Origin of the sequence: Pedobacter paludis (assembly GCF_003173575.1) — a bacterium.
Lineage (GTDB): Bacteria > Bacteroidota > Bacteroidia > Sphingobacteriales > Sphingobacteriaceae > Pedobacter > Pedobacter paludis.
On the sequence record NZ_QGNY01000003.1, the window covers coordinates 632,163 to 646,920 of the forward strand.

Annotated in this window: 13 protein-coding genes; 12 read left to right on the forward strand and 1 reads right to left on the reverse strand. The window is 36.8% G+C overall.

Annotated features, from left to right (window positions below):
• The first annotated feature begins 89 nt into the window (after positions 1-89).
• The 11 genes from DF947_RS10950 (at position 90) to DF947_RS11000 (ending at position 11,130) form a co-directional block, all read left to right on the forward strand.
• Positions 90-596, forward strand: a complete 507-nt coding sequence (locus DF947_RS10950; protein WP_109929726.1) for an endonuclease domain-containing protein — start codon at positions 90-92, stop codon at positions 594-596.
• A 325-nt stretch (positions 597-921) separates the two neighbouring features.
• A complete protein-coding gene (locus DF947_RS10955; protein ID WP_109929727.1) occupies positions 922-4,158 on the forward strand; it encodes a UvrD-helicase domain-containing protein in 3,237 nt (1,078 codons plus the stop codon).
• 11 nt (positions 4,159-4,169) lie between these two features.
• On the forward strand, positions 4,170-7,034 hold the full coding sequence (locus DF947_RS10960) for a PD-(D/E)XK nuclease family protein (protein WP_109929791.1): 2,865 nt from the start codon (positions 4,170-4,172) through the stop codon (positions 7,032-7,034).
• 158 nt (positions 7,035-7,192) lie between these two features.
• Positions 7,193-7,435 (forward strand): hypothetical protein, encoded by a 243-nt coding sequence (locus tag DF947_RS10965; RefSeq protein WP_109929728.1) that lies wholly within the window; start codon positions 7,193-7,195, stop codon positions 7,433-7,435.
• A 3-nt stretch (positions 7,436-7,438) separates the two neighbouring features.
• Positions 7,439-7,873, forward strand: coding sequence for an IS200/IS605 family transposase (tnpA, locus tag DF947_RS10970; protein WP_109929729.1), 435 nt, complete (start codon positions 7,439-7,441; stop codon positions 7,871-7,873).
• A 1-nt stretch (position 7,874) separates the two neighbouring features.
• Positions 7,875-8,432 (forward strand): GNAT family N-acetyltransferase, encoded by a 558-nt coding sequence (locus DF947_RS10975; protein WP_109929730.1) that lies wholly within the window; start codon positions 7,875-7,877, stop codon positions 8,430-8,432.
• 29 nt (positions 8,433-8,461) lie between these two features.
• Positions 8,462-8,662 carry a hypothetical protein gene (locus DF947_RS10980; protein WP_109929731.1) on the forward strand — a complete coding sequence of 67 codons (201 nt, stop codon included), beginning with the start codon at positions 8,462-8,464 and terminating at the stop codon, positions 8,660-8,662.
• Positions 8,662-8,784, forward strand: coding sequence for a hypothetical protein (locus DF947_RS22605; RefSeq protein ID WP_262510080.1), 123 nt, complete (start codon positions 8,662-8,664; stop codon positions 8,782-8,784). Before DF947_RS10980 ends, DF947_RS22605 begins: the two co-directional genes overlap by 1 nt.
• Before the next feature lie 148 nt (positions 8,785-8,932).
• Entirely contained in the window at positions 8,933-9,289 is a 357-nt protein-coding gene (locus DF947_RS10990) for a bleomycin resistance protein (RefSeq protein WP_109929732.1), read from the forward strand.
• 195 nt (positions 9,290-9,484) lie between these two features.
• Positions 9,485-10,471: a pyruvate dehydrogenase complex E1 component subunit beta gene (locus tag DF947_RS10995; protein WP_109929733.1), complete on the forward strand. Its 987-nt coding sequence runs from the start codon at positions 9,485-9,487 to the stop codon at positions 10,469-10,471.
• Between the two features lie 284 nt (positions 10,472-10,755).
• Complete coding sequence (locus tag DF947_RS11000; protein WP_109929734.1) at positions 10,756-11,130, forward strand: iron chaperone; 375 nt, start codon at positions 10,756-10,758, stop codon at positions 11,128-11,130.
• Here DF947_RS11000 and DF947_RS11005 read toward each other — a convergent pair.
• Positions 11,127-11,699 carry a hypothetical protein gene (locus DF947_RS11005; protein WP_109929735.1) on the reverse strand — a complete coding sequence of 191 codons (573 nt, stop codon included), beginning with the start codon at positions 11,697-11,699 and terminating at the stop codon, positions 11,127-11,129. The genes DF947_RS11000 and DF947_RS11005 overlap by 4 nt on opposite strands.
• 421 nt (positions 11,700-12,120) lie before the next feature.
• On the opposite strand from DF947_RS11005, the gene DF947_RS11010 reads away from it, so the two are divergent.
• Entirely contained in the window at positions 12,121-14,412 is a 2,292-nt protein-coding gene (locus DF947_RS11010) for a Tex family protein (RefSeq protein WP_109929736.1), read from the forward strand.
• Positions 14,413-14,758: the final 346 nt, after the last annotated feature.

Sequence of the window (14,758 nt, forward strand, 5' to 3'; positions counted from 1 at the left end):
TAACATAAATAATTTAAAACCACCCCGCCTTATCAGGCACCCCTCCAAAAGAGGGGAATTACAAAACGTCTAAACTATATTGCTAAAAAATGCAACAGTTCAATAACCCCAATGCCGATTTTGGCACCCAGCATTCCCCTCCTCTGGAGGGGTGTCCGCAGGACGGGGTGGTTAACAATCAATCATCCAAAAATTACTATTTAATTAATGATATAATTATTTATCACAAGCCAAAGTTAAACCTTCCTTGTAATATTAATTTAAAGGAAAGAGCGAAAGCCTTGCGGTATGCAGAAAACTTACCCGAAGTTCTGTTCTGGATGCAGATTACAAAAAAGCGTTTTCATAAAATAGATTTCGATCGGCAGCGAATTATCGGAAATTATATTGTTGATTTTTATATCAAAAAATTAGGTTTGGTAATCGAAATTGATGGCGATAGTCATGACGACAAGGAGGTTTATGATAAAGCCAGAGAAGAATATTTTTTTTCCTTAGGGTTAAAGGTTTACAGAATTACAGTTGATGATGTAATGAAAAATATGGAATTTGCACTTATGGGGCTGGAAGAATATATTATCAATGAATATGCGTAAAATGCTCATTGAGAAAAAAGAACCACCCCGCCTTACAGGCACCCCTCCACGGGAGGGGAATAAAACCCAGAGCTTAAAAAATAGCTGGTTTTATGCGCCTAACATTCCCCTCTTACAGAGGGGTGTCCGCAGGACGGGGTGTTAAAAGATAGAATTAAACATTAAATAACCACCCCGCCTTACCAGGCACCCACTCCAGAGGAGGGGAATTACAAGCGCCATAATTACAAACGACAAAGAAAGATTAGATAAGAAATTTTCTGCACCCAAAATTCCCCTCTTTTAGAGGGTGCCCGCAGGGCGGGGTGTTTAAAAAGATAACAACATGCCCCAACCACTCAAAATTCTTCAAGCCTCCGCAGGTTCAGGTAAAACCTTCAGTCTGACCGCACATTACCTTACCTTGCTTTTCAGTGGAGAAAACAAGTACCGTGAAATTTTGGCTGTAACCTTTACCAATAAGGCTACCGAAGAAATGAAATCGAGGATTTTAGAGGTTTTGGTAGGCTTGGCACAAGGAAATCCATCAAAGAAAATAGATGATTACCGGAAGCTTATTATAGTAGCTTATCCGCTGTTAAGCGCTCAAGAATTACAAGTTAAGGCCGACAAAATCTACCGAAAAATCCTGCATGATTATAGTCGATTTTCGGTGAGTACCATCGATGGTTTCGTTCAGAAAGTAATTCGTGGTTTTGCTTTTGAGCTTGGTTTAAACGCCGATTATAATTTAGAAATGAATTATGATAAGGTTAAAGATGATTTGGTAAACAAACTCGATGACGCTTTAAATGATAACAAACAGCTTCTGCAATGGATTATCGATCTGGCTATTGAGCGCATCAGCGATAATAAAAGCTGGAACTACAAAATCGAGCTATATAATCTTATCGGAGAAATTTTCTCCGAACGCTTTCAAATTTTTGAATCTGCCGTTGAAGAATTGGGGTTAGAAAATATTGATGAACTTTTCAAGAAATACATTAGTGTTACCAAAGAGGAAATCAAAAACTTTGAAAGTGAAATTATTCAACTGGCAACCGATGCACATGAGGCGCTTGAGGTTTTAGGAGTAGAAAACGATCAGTTAAAAGGAAAATCGAGAAGCCCGTTAACGAAATTGATTACTGTAGCACGTGGCGATTTTTCGAAAATTGAGCCTATTTTCAGCCTTATTGATGAGCCTGATGATTGGTTTCAAAAAAATGCCACTATAGCAGAAGTTTATGAAACCGTAAATCCAATCTTGCGAAAGATAAAATCGCACTATTTAACACATTTGCCAAACTATCAATTGGCCATTGCTTTTAATAAGAACCTTTATTATTTGCGGTTAATGCAGGAAATCGCTGTGTTGTTGAAAGAATATCGGGCAGAAAATGATAATCTTTTAATCAGCGATGCCCAAAAACTAATCTCGGGGATTACCGAAGATGCCGGCGACAATCCATCCTTTATTTGGGAAAAAGTAGGCAACCGATATCGCAACTTTTTATTTGATGAATTTCAAGATACTTCTACCAGTCAGTGGGGAAGCTTTAAATCACTTTTAACCAATGCAATTGCCACCCCAAGTTTAGATTTGACCGACCACCTAATTGTTGGCGACACCAAGCAATCCATCTATCGTTGGCGAAATGGCGATTGGAACATTTTGCACAAGCATGCCAAACTCGATGTTGGTGTACATAATGTAATCGAAGAAAGTTTAGAAGAAAATTATCGCAGTGCGGAGAACATCATTACGTTTAATAATTTCCTTTATAAATTCATTCCTTTAACCTTACAGAATGAGTTGAACCAAAATTTAGAAAGTAAACCCGAAAGCATTCTAACTTGGTGGAATACTCAAAATTACGACTCAATTATTACCGATATCTATGCCGGTTCTACACAGAATTTCGCCACAAATACGCTAAAAGGCGGAACCATTAAAATAAAAAAATTCGGCAAGGATCATGCGCCAGATGAGGCTCGTTTTACAGAAACCGTTTTCCGCGATATCGCCTTAAATGATGTTATTGATGAAATTTTCCATTTAAAAAACGAACAGCATTATGCTTTAAAAGACATAGCAATTCTAGTCCGTTCTAACAGTGAAGCTATGCTTACCGTTCAAAAATTGATGGAGCAAAAACTGCCTGTATTATCTGGCGATGCCCTATTGATTTCGAATAATTCGGCGGTTCAACTCATCATTAATACCTTAAAAGCGTTGATTGGTTTGGATTCGCAAACGGCATTATACAAAGCGAATTGCATCGCACTCTATCACGCTTTGCATGAAAAAGAGGCAAATGCCAACCATTACCTAAACTTAAATAATGTTTCTTTAAGTTCATTAACAAAAGTTTTGCCTCAATCGCTTTGCGAAAATTGGCAATCCTGGCTACAACTTCCTTTGCCGGAGTTGGTTGAGATTTTGGTTGAAGCTTACAATTTAAATAACCTGACCCAGCATCTGCCTTATTTGCTTGCTTTTAGAGATTTAACGGCCAATGCTGGCAAGTTGGGCGAAAAAGGCATCATCGCGTTTTTAACCTGGTGGGATGAAGATGGGGTTAAAAAATCGCTTCCATCGCCCGAGGGAGCAGATGCAATTCAAATTATTACCATCCACAAATCTAAAGGATTGGCTTTTAGAGCTGTTTTTGTTCCGTTTTGTAACTGGGAAGTGAAAGGAAAAACAAACTCGACTTTTTGGGTTTCATCAGAAGATACGGTTTACAAAGAGCTTCGCGGAATTCCATTGAAGTACAACAAAGACTTAGCTGATTCTTCAATCGCGAAAGCGTATTATGAAGAATTACTTTACAATAACATGGATGCCTTGAACATGCTTTATGTGGCTACAACACGTTCAAAAGATTACCTCTACATTGCTACAATGGGTAAAGCGGAACCGAAAGGAAATAAAGAAGTTAATTTATCCAATATGGGCGATGTAATCAACCTTACATTTGATAATGAATTTGATGAAAACGGCATTTATGAGATTGTAGATTACGTGCCGAATGAAAGCAAAATCAATGAATCGAACTTCATTAATTTAAAAAGTTATCCAACCACTACCCGATTATCCGAACTTTACATTCCATCAGAAGAAAAGCACTTAAAGCATTTGGTCAACATCGAAAAATCGGGGCGAAAAGGTTCTTTACTTCATGATATCCTGGCGAGTGCCGGCACTGAAAAAGGTGTTAATGATTATACAACAAACCTGGTTTTACAAGGCATAATAAAAGAAGAGGAAAAGCAAAAATTAATCGATTCGGCTTTGGAAGTTTTGAACCATCCTGAGTTAAAAGAAATTTTGGCTAAAGCAAATGAAAGTATCACAGAGAAAAACATCATCGATGCAAATGGTAAACTCCACCGACCGGATAGGGTATTAATCAATGCCGATGAAGTAATCATTCTGGATTATAAGTTTACCTTAGAAGAAAGCGAGAAACACATTCAGCAGGTAGATAACTATCGGAACTTATTATCAGAAATGGGTTATAGAAATATTAAAACCTATCTTTTTTACGCAGTTAAGGGCAAGTTGAAATTAGTATAATGAAGATGCAGATGAAACCATTTTTACAAGAAGTTGCGGAAGATTTAGTTGTTAGGTTTGGAAATGAGCTGGAAAATTGCGCCATTGTTTTCAATAATAAACGACCATCTGCTTATTTGCAAAAACACTTTGCAGATATTATTGGAAAGCCTTTCTTTAGTCCTGCTTTTTTTACTATACAGGAATTTTTTGCTTGCTCTACAAGTTATAAAATAGCCGATTTCTATTTACAGTTTTTTACGCTTCACCGAATATACAATCAACTTTTGGCAGAGGAAAAACTGGAAACCATTTCCAGTCATAAGTTTTTTCCATTAGCCAAAATTATTCTCAGCGATTTTAACCAGATAGATGCTGATTTAGTAGATGCAGGAAAGTTATACCGAGATTTGGAAGACATTTCGGTTATTAATCAGGATTTCGATTATTTAAGTCCAGAACAGTACCAGTTTCTATCTCAATTCTGGACCTCATATTCTGAAGGCAAGCATAAAAAGCAACAGGAGTTATTTATTAAAATGTGGCGTAGAATGCCAAAACTGTATAATAAATTCCATTCTGCATTAAAAGAACAAGGTTATTTAACCAATGGTTCAGTTTATCGCCACTTGGCTGATGATATAACAAGTCATCAAGAGTTTATCTCGAATTTTGACAAAGGCAAAATTATTTTTGTGGGTTTTAATGCACTAAGCAGTGCCGAAGCTAAAATATTTACACAATTACAAGAGGCTGAAAAAGCTTTGTTTTATTTTGATGCAGATAGTTATTATTTAGACGATGTTGCTCAGGAAGCAGGTTTGTTTTTAAGAAAAAACCTCAATCAGATCGGTTTAAAAAATGAGTTTTCCGAGCGGGAAAGCCTGATGAAAACTGGTGAACACTCTGTTAATGTTTTCAAGATACAGGGGCAATCTGCTCAGGCCAAAATATTGAATAATATTTTAGAGCAGGATTACACTAATACTGAAACCGTAGGCAAAACGGTTGTAGTTTTGGCTGATGAAAGTTTGCTTATCCCTACTTTACAAACCATTCCAACAAGTTACAATGGTTCAGCAATAGATCTTAACGTAACGATGGGCTTTGCTTTATCTACCTCAAGTATTTTTGGCTTGGTCGATTTGTGGCTAACCAGTCAACTGGAAATTTTACAGTCTGATAAAGTTACCTACAAAAATGTTGAAGCATTTTTAACGCATCCACTTTCGGGCTTATCCCAAAAAATGCGTGATAAAATCCTGACTGCCTTACTGGATGAAAACCAAGTTGAAATTGATCATAAGCGCCTGCTTAGACAAAGTGGTTTGTTCGAAGTTTTTTATAGAAAAATTGAAACCCCACAATCGGTGGTCACCAATTTGTTAGAAGTTTTAGAGTTTGTATTAACACGATTATCGAACGCGAAAACACTTAAAAAAATTGATGCCGAACTTTTTGTAAAAACGATTCAGGAGCTAAATCGACTGCACGATACGTTCAATAATCACATCGGTAAAGAGGAAATTCCATTTGTAATTTATCTGGTTCAAAAATCGTTGCAGGCTATTGCGGTTCCACTTTCTGGCGATATACTAAATGGCATTCAGGTAATGGGACTGCTTGAAACCCGAAACCTGAACTTCGATAAAGTTGTAATTTTGGGCTTTAATGAAGGTATTATCCCGAAATCTTCTATTGGAAATAGTTTCATTCCAGATTCCATTCGCAGGGTTTATGGTTTACCTGTTTTAGAAAATCTCGATGCCATTTCGTCTTACATGGTTTACCGATTGATGCAACGGGCAAAAAACATCAACTTTGTTTACAACAGCCTAACAGATGAATCTACATCGGGCGAAGCAAGTAGGATTTTAAAGCAACTGGAATATGAAAGTGGTTTCAATTTTACTTATAACGAACTAAATCTCGAGGTAAAAACGGAACAATTTAAAGATGTTCAGATCGAGAAAAAAGATAATGCATTTATTCAGGAAACATTGCAAAAGTATCTTGATAAAAAGAAAATTCTTTCTCCATCCGCTTTAACGCAGTACATATCCAATCCGATAGATTTCTTCTTCAATTATGTTGCTGGAATTAAAGAACCGAAAGAAATTAGCGCTGTTGTAGAAGCCAACGAAATTGGGTCAATTTTGCACAAGGTAATGGAGTATTTTTATGAAGATTTAAGAAGCGCAGAAATTACCGATGTACGCATCAAAGAACGTAGAAAAGTAGTACCACAACTTATTCAGAAAGCCTTTAATGCCGTAATGTTTAATCATCCAGATAAGGTAATGGAATATAAAGGCATGCAAAAAGTTATCTTAGCTATAGTTGATGCTTACGTGAACATTATTTTGAATCAGGATATTTCACAAACGCCTTTCACAATTATTAGTCTAGAGCAAAAAGTAGAAGCCGAAATCAGTTTCCAGTTAAATGGAAAAGAAGAAAGCGTTAAAATCTTTGGTTATATTGATCGGGTTGATGTTAAAGATGGTGTTACAAAAATCGTCGATTACAAAACAGGAAGTGATAAACTGGCTTTCAAAGATGTTGATGAGCTTTTCAATTCGGATGGAAAACACATTAACAAAGCTTTAATACAAACCTTGCTATACACTTACGCTTACGAGCAGTCTGCAGGCAAAACCTGTGTAGAACCGAATTTGTACATCGTAAAAACCATGAATGACCCAATTTATGGTGGGGTTTGGTTTAAATCTAACCGCCAGGTTTTACGTGGCGATTTCCTTGAAGAAATTAAGCCATTGTTTTTAGCCAAGCTTAGAGAAAAACTTGCCGAGTTGTTTGGTGCGCCATATTTCAAAGCCAGCGAAGTTCCTGATAACTATAAGTATTCTATTTATAAAACGCTGTTTGGGAGGTGATTTGGCTAAAGCCAGTTTGTTTTCTCATTATTATCCGTTGGTTGAAACCAACGGCAATGAATACCTAAAATTGATATAAAACATTCATTTCTTTGCCGTCTGGCTTTAGCCGACGGAACAAAAAAATTCTTACATTGGCTTTAGCCAAAAAATAAATTATGTCGTTGGTTGAAACCAACGGCAATGAATATCAGCAGTCGCCATTGCAAAATTGCTATTGGCATTATCTATTTCCTTGCTTTTGGCTTTGGATTAAAAACAAAAGCCGTTGGTTGAAACCAACGGCAATGAATATCAAAAATCTCTATAAAATTGGTAATTGGCATTATATTTTTCTTTGCCGTCTGGCTTTAGCCGACGGAATAAAAAAAATTCTTACATTGGCTTTAGCCAAAACATAAATTATGTCGTATGTAAAAATTTGGGTTCACTTGGTGTTCTCAACTAAAAACCGACATCCCTATTTAACAAGAAATATCCGCTACAAACTTCAAAATCACATTATTGAAAATTGTAAGGAAAAATCAATTTTTCTGAAAGCCATTAATGGTTATACAGAACATTTACATTGCTTAATATCGATTGGAAAAGAACAATCAATAGCCAAAATTGCACAACTTATAAAAGGAGAGTCGGCATATTGGATAAACAAAAACAATTTAACAGATGAAACATTTGTTTGGCAAGATGATTATTTTGCAGTTTCCGTTAGTGAATCCAATTTAGAGGTTGTTTGTAGTTACATTAAAAACCAGGAAAACCATCACAGTAAAAAATCTTTTGATGAAGAAGTAAAAGAGTTCTCCGATAAATATAAATTTGAATTAAGAAAAGAATAAAATGCTTACCCTCAACTTCACTAAATTTCCAAACCTCGAAACCGAAAGATTAATTCTTCGCGAACATGCGCTTTCTGATGCCGAAACCTTATTCGCCATGCGCACTAACGAAACGGTAATGAAATACATTGATAGGGAAAGGCCAAAAGACTTACTTGAAATTAAAACCTTCATCACCACATTTAACGAGGGTTTCGAAAATGGCGATAACTTGGCTTGGGTAATTGCGCTGAAAGAAAACCCTAATCAAATGATTGGCTCAATTGGTTATTGGCGAACAGATTACGCTAACCATAGGGCTGAGATTGGCTACATGCTGCATCAAGATTATTGGCGTAAAGGGATTATTTCAGAAGCACTAAAAAGAACAATCGACTTTGGTTTTGAAGATATGAATCTGCATACCATTAAGGCAAATATTAATACAGGAAACGATGCATCCAGACAAATGCTCATTAAACATGGTTTCGTTAAGGAAGCACATTTTAGACAGGATTATTACTTTAGAGGACAATTTTTAGATAGTGAGATATATGGGTTATTGAATCCTAATCATTAAATCAAACCATAAAATTTTTATATTTGAGTATGTATCGTTTAGATAGAACAGCATTTAAGGCACAGACAGCAGAAGAAGCAAGTAAAGCTGATCAGATTTATTATAAAAATTTAACTTGGCAGGAACGTTTAAAAATTGCGAACTATTTAAATAGCGTTGCTTATAATTATCCGGTAAACAATCTTCCAAAAATGGATAAATCTGCATTTACAGTGCGGAGTAGAAAATAATGGGCAACATTTTCAATGATGACTTTAGAGAATTTATCCAGGCACTAAACAACAATGGTGTAAAATATATTTTAGTTGGAGTATATTCAGTAATTCTTCATGATATCCAAGAACAACAGTAGATATGGATATTTGGATGGAAAGAAAGCGAAGAAAATTACAAAAAAATTTTTCATGCCTTTTACCAATTTGGAATGCCTGTTTTTGACATGTTAGCAAAGAAAGCATCTGCAAGAGCAAAAGACCTTAATGATTTAGAAAATTTATAATATGCTTAAAACTGCAACTCCAATTCTAGCATCTTTAAATGCAGAAGAAACCATAAAATTCTATACCGAAAAACTTGGCTTCACCTTCCACAACAATTGGGATGGCTATGTAATTTTTAGTAAAGATGCAATCAGTATTCACCTTTGGCCAACGGATGATGAAAGTATTCCGAAAAACACAGGCTGCTACATTTATGTAACAGAAGTTGATCAGCTATATGAAGAATACACCAAACAAAACGTTATACACCCAAACGGAAAGCTAAAAAATATGCCTTGGGGCATGCGTCAGTTTTCTATTCTAGATAATAGTGGCAACATCATCCATTTTGGAGAAGATATTTCGGAAAAAGATTAAAATATAATACAATTACACCTCACCTAAAAATATTCGCAATATTATTTTTAAATATTGGTTAATCGAAACAAACGCTCAAAGATTTGACTGAAAAAATAGGCCTAATCAACCATAATTATTACAAAATACAGGCATTTTTGCCTTTGGTTTCAATGCTATTAATAATTATATTTGCCACCGTTATTAAAATTTACAATGAGAGAAATCCAATTTAGAGAAGCACTACGCGAAGCCATGAGCGAAGAAATGCGTAAAGATGACCGCGTTTTTTTATTAGGTGAAGAAGTAGCAGAATATAACGGAGCGTACAAAGTAAGTCAAGGCATGCTTGAAGAATTTGGTGCGAAACGCATTATTGATACCCCAATTGCCGAATTAGGTTTTGCAGGTATTGCAACAGGAGCCGCAACAGCTGGCCTTGTTCCAATTGTAGAGTTTATGACATTCAACTTCTCATTAGTCGCAATCGATCAAATTATTAACGGTGCTGCTAAAATATTATCAATGAGTGGTGGTCAGTTCTCTTGCCCTATGGTTTTCCGCGGCCCTACAGGTAATGCTGGTCAATTGGGTGCACAACACTCTCAAAACTTCGAAAACTGGTTTGCAAACACTCCAGGCTTAAAAGTTGTAGTTCCATCTACCCCTTACGATGCAAAAGGATTATTAAAACAATCAATTATCGATCAAGATCCAGTTATCTTTATGGAATCTGAGGTAATGTACGGTGATAAAGGAGATGTTCCTGCAGAAGAATATTACATCGAACTAGGCAAAGCAAACATAACAAAAGAAGGTACAGATGTAACCATTGTAACTTTTGGTAAAATGTTAACCCGCGTTGTAAACCCAGCTGTAGAAGAATTAACCAAAGAAGGTATCAACGTAGAAGTAATCGATTTACGCACTGTTCGCCCTATCGATTACGACACCATCATCGCTTCGGTTAAAAAAACCAACCGTTTAGTTGTAGTAGAAGAAGCTTGGCCTTTGGCCTCTCTATCGGGCGAAATTGCTTTTATGGTTCAAAAACATGCATTCGATTATTTAGATGCACCGGTTTTACGTATTACTTGCGCCGATGTTCCACTTCCATACTCGCCTACTTTAATTGCTGCCAGCTTACCAAATGCAGAACGCGTTGTTAAAGCGGTAAAAGAAGTAATGTACGCAACAAAATAATTAAAATGTCGGTCTGAGCTTGTCGAAGACCTAGAATATATAAATCCTCCAAAGCAATTTGGGGGATTTTTGCGTTATACTGCGACCTATTTGGTATAGCCTTCGATAGAACAATTCTTGAAAAAGCCGATTTAGAACCGCTTACAACTATTCTATTGATCCCGATAACAACCGAATTAAAAAGCAAGGTTTTCAAAATCTGGATTGGCTGGCCTTCTGCATAAATACGATATTTCAATCAGCGAATAAATATTTCAGATTTTTTGTAATTTCATAACAAGATTATGGAAAAACCTGAACCAAAAACCATCGACGAGTATATTGCTCACTTCCCAGCAAAAACGCAAAAGATTTTACAAGAAGTTAGAGAAACCATTCAACAGGCAGTACCAAACGCTACAGAAGTAATCAGCTATAAAATGCCAGCTTTTAAACAGCAAGGAATTTTGGTTTATTTTGCTGGTTATGCGAAACATATTGGTTTTTATCCAACAGGCTCGGGCATCGATGCCTTTCAACATGAATTTGGCAATTACAAATGGAGCAAGGGAGCCGTGCAGTTTCCAATTGATAAACCAATGCCCCTAGATTTAATTACGAGAATTACCAAGTTTAAGGCAGAAAGGGATTTGGAGAAAGTTGCGAAGAAGAAGTCTTAAGTTATCCAGAGTTCTTCTTTCTTATCAAAAGTCCAAATTCCTTTAATTTTCTTAGCATAGATGTAAGTACCCATTCCCCAGCCTCTTCCTACGCCAACCGTTTTGCTTTGTTCAAAATAGTATTGGGCACGATTTCTTTGATAATTAAAAATTACACGACTAAAAGTTAAATTGCCGTTGTAATTCGAATCTAATTCTGCAACATTTTTAGACGCTTTTATAATTTCGAATCCGACTATATCTTTAAAATTTTTAAAGGTTTCAAATTGGAAAGGCACAGTTTTTTTAATCAATTTTCCTGCCGTATCGCTATGTGCAAATCTAAATTCACCCATAGATAAAAGTGAGTCTGTTACCGTATATTTCCTTAATCTTTTTGTTATTTTTAATGGAAGATGATGTACTTCAGCTTGCATGTCTTTAAAGTCATTTTCCGACACCCAATAGATTCCATTTGCAAAAGTGTTAAGTATTACCTGAACTTCTTCATTAACATTCTCTTTTTTCTCAGGTGCTTTATTTGTACACCCGAAACAAAATACCAACAGAATAACGATTACATTTTTCATTTTATAAATATGATGCGATTATTTGGCTTTTCCATAACTTCTACCTTTCTCTGCACTATGCAACTAAAAATAGCAGCAATATCCCATTTACCTAAACGGGATTGAAGCGGTATACTTTTAAAATAGCAGCAACCCTGAATATATTGTCATGCTGAGGCACGAAGCATCTGCAAACGATGAAACAGATGCTTCGTGCCTCAGCATGACAGAAGTAGTTTTTAAAAGATTTAGCGCAAAGCCCGACTAACAAAAAACAAAGCCTCTGCCTTTGCTTTTCAAAAAAGGAGATTATAAAATCATTTAATCATTCAAATCCCGCTACGCGTAGCGATTAACTACGTACAAATTTGGTGGAAAAATCATCTTAAAAATCCTTAAATCCCGCAAATCCTGATTAGCTTTGCCACTTTAATTTTTGAATATGTTAGCTCACCATAAAATAATTGCAACCGAATTGAAGGTTGCAGAAAAACAAGTTACAGCCACCATAAACTTATTAGACGAGGGGGCAACTGTACCATTTATTTCGCGGTACCGTAAAGAATTAACGGGAAGTTTGGATGAAGTTCAGGTTGCTGCAATCCGCGATCGGGTTTTGCAATTACGCGATTTAGACAAACGCCGCGAAGCGATTTTAAAATCGATGAACGAACTCGGCAAGCTAACACCCGAGCTTGAAAAACAAATTAACGAAGCCGAAACCATTTCGCTTTTAGAAGATATTTATTTACCCTATAAACCTAAACGCAAAACCCGTGCTTCGGTTGCAAAAGAAAAGGGTTTAGAGCCTTTGGCGTTGCAGATTTTCGATCAGAAAAATTTCGATTTGGAAGCAGAAGCTGACAAATTTATTGATACCGAAAAAGGAGTTAGTACTTTAGAGGAAGCGCTGGCAGGAGCTAGAGACATTATTGCCGAAATGATTTCGGAAAATGCTGAGGCACGCACCAAAATGCGTACTTACTTTCAGGAAAAGGCCGTTTTTAAAGCGGAAGTAATTAAAGGAAAGGAAGAAGAGGGCATAAAATATAAGGATTATTTTGAATGGAATGAACCCGTTAAAACTGCCGCGTCTCATCGTGTTTTAGCCATGCGACGTGGAGAAAAAGAACTGATTTTAAGATTGGATGCCTTGCCACCCGCCGAGGATGCGTTGGCTATTCTTGAGAATCAATTTGTGTTAGGCAATAATGCGGCCTCTAAACAAGTTCAGCAAGCTTTGGAAGATGGTTATAAACGTTTGCTAGAACCTGCAATGGAAACCGAACTTCGCGTATCGACAAAACAAAAAGCCGATGAAGAGGCCATTCGTGTTTTCGCAGAAAATGCCCGCCAGCTGTTGTTGGCAGCCCCAATGGGACAGAAAAATGTTTTGGCCATCGACCCTGGTTTCCGCACAGGATGTAAAGTTGTTTGTTTAGATAAACAAGGTCAGTTGTTAGAAAACACAGCAATTTACCCCCATACTGGACAGGGAAATGTAAAAAATGCTGAGTTTACCATTCAGCAACTTTGCGAAAAATATGATATTGAAGCCATTGCGATTGGCAACGGAACCGCAGGTAGAGAAACAGAAGCTTTTGTTCGAAGTTTAAATTTGCCACATGTTACAATTGTAATGGTAAATGAAAGTGGTGCTTCAATTTATTCAGCTTCGGAAGTAGCAAGAGAAGAATTCCCAACACAGGATATTACCGTTCGCGGTGCGGTTTCTATTGGTCGCAGATTGATGGACCCGTTGGCAGAATTGGTAAAAATCGATCCAAAATCCATCGGGGTTGGGCAATACCAGCATGATGTTGATCAAAATAAATTACAGGCCAGTTTAGATGATACCGTAATTAGCGCCGTAAATGCTGTTGGCGTTGAATTAAACACGGCTTCAAAACAAATTTTAGCCTATGTTTCTGGCTTGGGACCAACTTTAGCTCAAAACATTGTCGATTACAGAAACACAAATGGTGCTTTTAAAAACCGTGAAAGCTTGAAAAAAGTACCTCGCTTAGGCGATAAAGCTTATGAACAGGCTGCAGGTTTCTTGCGCATCCGCAATGCCGAAAATGTTTTGGATACAAGTGGTGTACACCCAGAACGTTATGCTTTAGTTGATAAAATGGCAAAAGATTTAGGTACGACGGTTTCGGCTTTAATGAAAGATCCTCAACTACAGAAACAGATCAAGCCTCTACAATATGTTACGGATGATATCGGATTGCCTACTTTAAATGATATTTTAAAAGAATTGGCAAAACCTGGCCGCGACCCGCGTGAGCAGTTTGAGGCTTTTAGTTTTACAGACGGTGTAAATGAAATTGCCGATCTAAGAATTGGCATGAAGTTGCCTGGAATTGTGACCAACATCACCAATTTTGGTGCCTTTGTAGATATTGGTGTGCATCAAGATGGTTTGGTTCATACCAGTCAATTGGCTAGCCGTTTTGTAGCAAACCCGAATGATATAGTAAAGGTTCATCAAAAGGTAGAGGTTACGGTTATGGAAGTTGATGTTGCCCGTAAGAGAATTTCACTGTCGATGAAGACTGAAGTTGGTTCAAAGAACAAAGAACAGGGAGCAAGGATTAAAGAACAGAATACAAAGAATGTCCAATCTCGTTCTCAGCCTAAAGCTCAATCGCGTCCTCAAGCTCAACCCAAAGATGCTGACGGCGATTTGCAGGAGAAATTGGCAAAATTGAAAGGCATGTTTAAGTAAAGTTACTCGTCAATTCGACCGAAGTGGAGAAATCTTTGTACTTACAATAAGCCAAATTCAAAAATTTCTCCACTCTTATAATTTGCATCTAGCTAGGCCCTAGCAATATTTCTCCGTTCTACTTAAATAGGCCTAACAAATTTTTGGGGCTAAGTTGTCTAAGCCAAAGCACTAACTTTAATACAAAAATTTTAAGCCGACAGTTTTGTTTCTTTTGCTGTCAAAAGAAAAGAGCCCGTCTGGCTAAGACAAATACAATACCCCGCCCTGCGAACACCCCTCTAATAGAGGGCATTCTAATTAGAAAACCCTAAACGTCGTTTTGTATTGTTTTTGCATTTAATAT

What these genes read in the sequence shown, in the direction of transcription:
- DF947_RS10995 (WP_109929733.1), top strand. Translation starts at nt 9,485, where the DNA reads ATGAGAGAAATCCAATTTAGAGAAGCACTACGCGAAGCCATGAGCGAA.
- DF947_RS10990 (WP_109929732.1), top strand. Translation starts at nt 8,933, where the DNA reads ATGCTTAAAACTGCAACTCCAATTCTAGCATCTTTAAATGCAGAAGAA.
- DF947_RS22605 (WP_262510080.1), top strand. Translation starts at nt 8,662, where the DNA reads ATGGGCAACATTTTCAATGATGACTTTAGAGAATTTATCCAGGCACTA.
- DF947_RS11010 (WP_109929736.1), top strand. Translation starts at nt 12,121, where the DNA reads ATGTTAGCTCACCATAAAATAATTGCAACCGAATTGAAGGTTGCAGAA.
- DF947_RS10975 (WP_109929730.1), top strand. Translation starts at nt 7,875, where the DNA reads ATGCTTACCCTCAACTTCACTAAATTTCCAAACCTCGAAACCGAAAGA.
- DF947_RS10955 (WP_109929727.1), top strand. Translation starts at nt 922, where the DNA reads ATGCCCCAACCACTCAAAATTCTTCAAGCCTCCGCAGGTTCAGGTAAA.
- DF947_RS10960 (WP_109929791.1), top strand. Translation starts at nt 4,170, where the DNA reads ATGAAACCATTTTTACAAGAAGTTGCGGAAGATTTAGTTGTTAGGTTT.
- DF947_RS11000 (WP_109929734.1), top strand. Translation starts at nt 10,756, where the DNA reads ATGGAAAAACCTGAACCAAAAACCATCGACGAGTATATTGCTCACTTC.
- DF947_RS10965 (WP_109929728.1), top strand. Translation starts at nt 7,193, where the DNA reads ATGTCGTTGGTTGAAACCAACGGCAATGAATATCAGCAGTCGCCATTG.
- DF947_RS11005 (WP_109929735.1), bottom strand. Translation starts at nt 11,699, where the DNA reads ATGAAAAATGTAATCGTTATTCTGTTGGTATTTTGTTTCGGGTGTACA.
- DF947_RS10980 (WP_109929731.1), top strand. Translation starts at nt 8,462, where the DNA reads ATGTATCGTTTAGATAGAACAGCATTTAAGGCACAGACAGCAGAAGAA.
- tnpA (WP_109929729.1), top strand. Translation starts at nt 7,439, where the DNA reads ATGTCGTATGTAAAAATTTGGGTTCACTTGGTGTTCTCAACTAAAAAC.
- DF947_RS10950 (WP_109929726.1), top strand. Translation starts at nt 90, where the DNA reads ATGCAACAGTTCAATAACCCCAATGCCGATTTTGGCACCCAGCATTCC.